The organism is Planctobacterium sp. AWM4_229, assembly GCF_056160305.1.
In genome coordinates this window covers 1-321 of record NZ_JBSWWX010000029.1, presented here as the reverse complement: position 1 = coordinate 321, position 321 = coordinate 1, and the positions used below count along the sequence as shown (strand labels likewise).

The 321-nt window shown below is 46.4% G+C and carries 1 protein-coding gene; it reads left to right on the top strand.

Annotation, left to right across the window (positions count from 1 at the left end):
• The coding region (locus tag ACXAGP_RS22115) for a transposase (protein WP_475263962.1) at window positions 1–321 on the top strand (321 nt) is incomplete at both ends.

The following is a 321-nucleotide window of genomic DNA, read 5'->3' as shown; positions in this document are numbered from 1 at the left end:
ATCGATTAACGGATATTAGCTGGTTTATGCGTTGCCTGAATGAATACATTGCCAGAGAAGCAAACAAGGAAGATAAGTGCACCGGGCGCTTCTGGGAAGGCAGATTCAAATCTCAGGCGCTATTAGATGAAGCTGCATTAGCCGCCTGTATGGCCTATGTAGATTTAAATCCCATCCGGGCGGGCATGGCAAAAACACCAGAGCAATCCGACCATACCAGCATTCAGTATCGCATCAATTCAGCCAAAACAGGTAAAACACCCAAGTACCTCTTACCTTTTGCCGGAAATATCAAAGAGGAGATGCCCCATGGCTTACCTT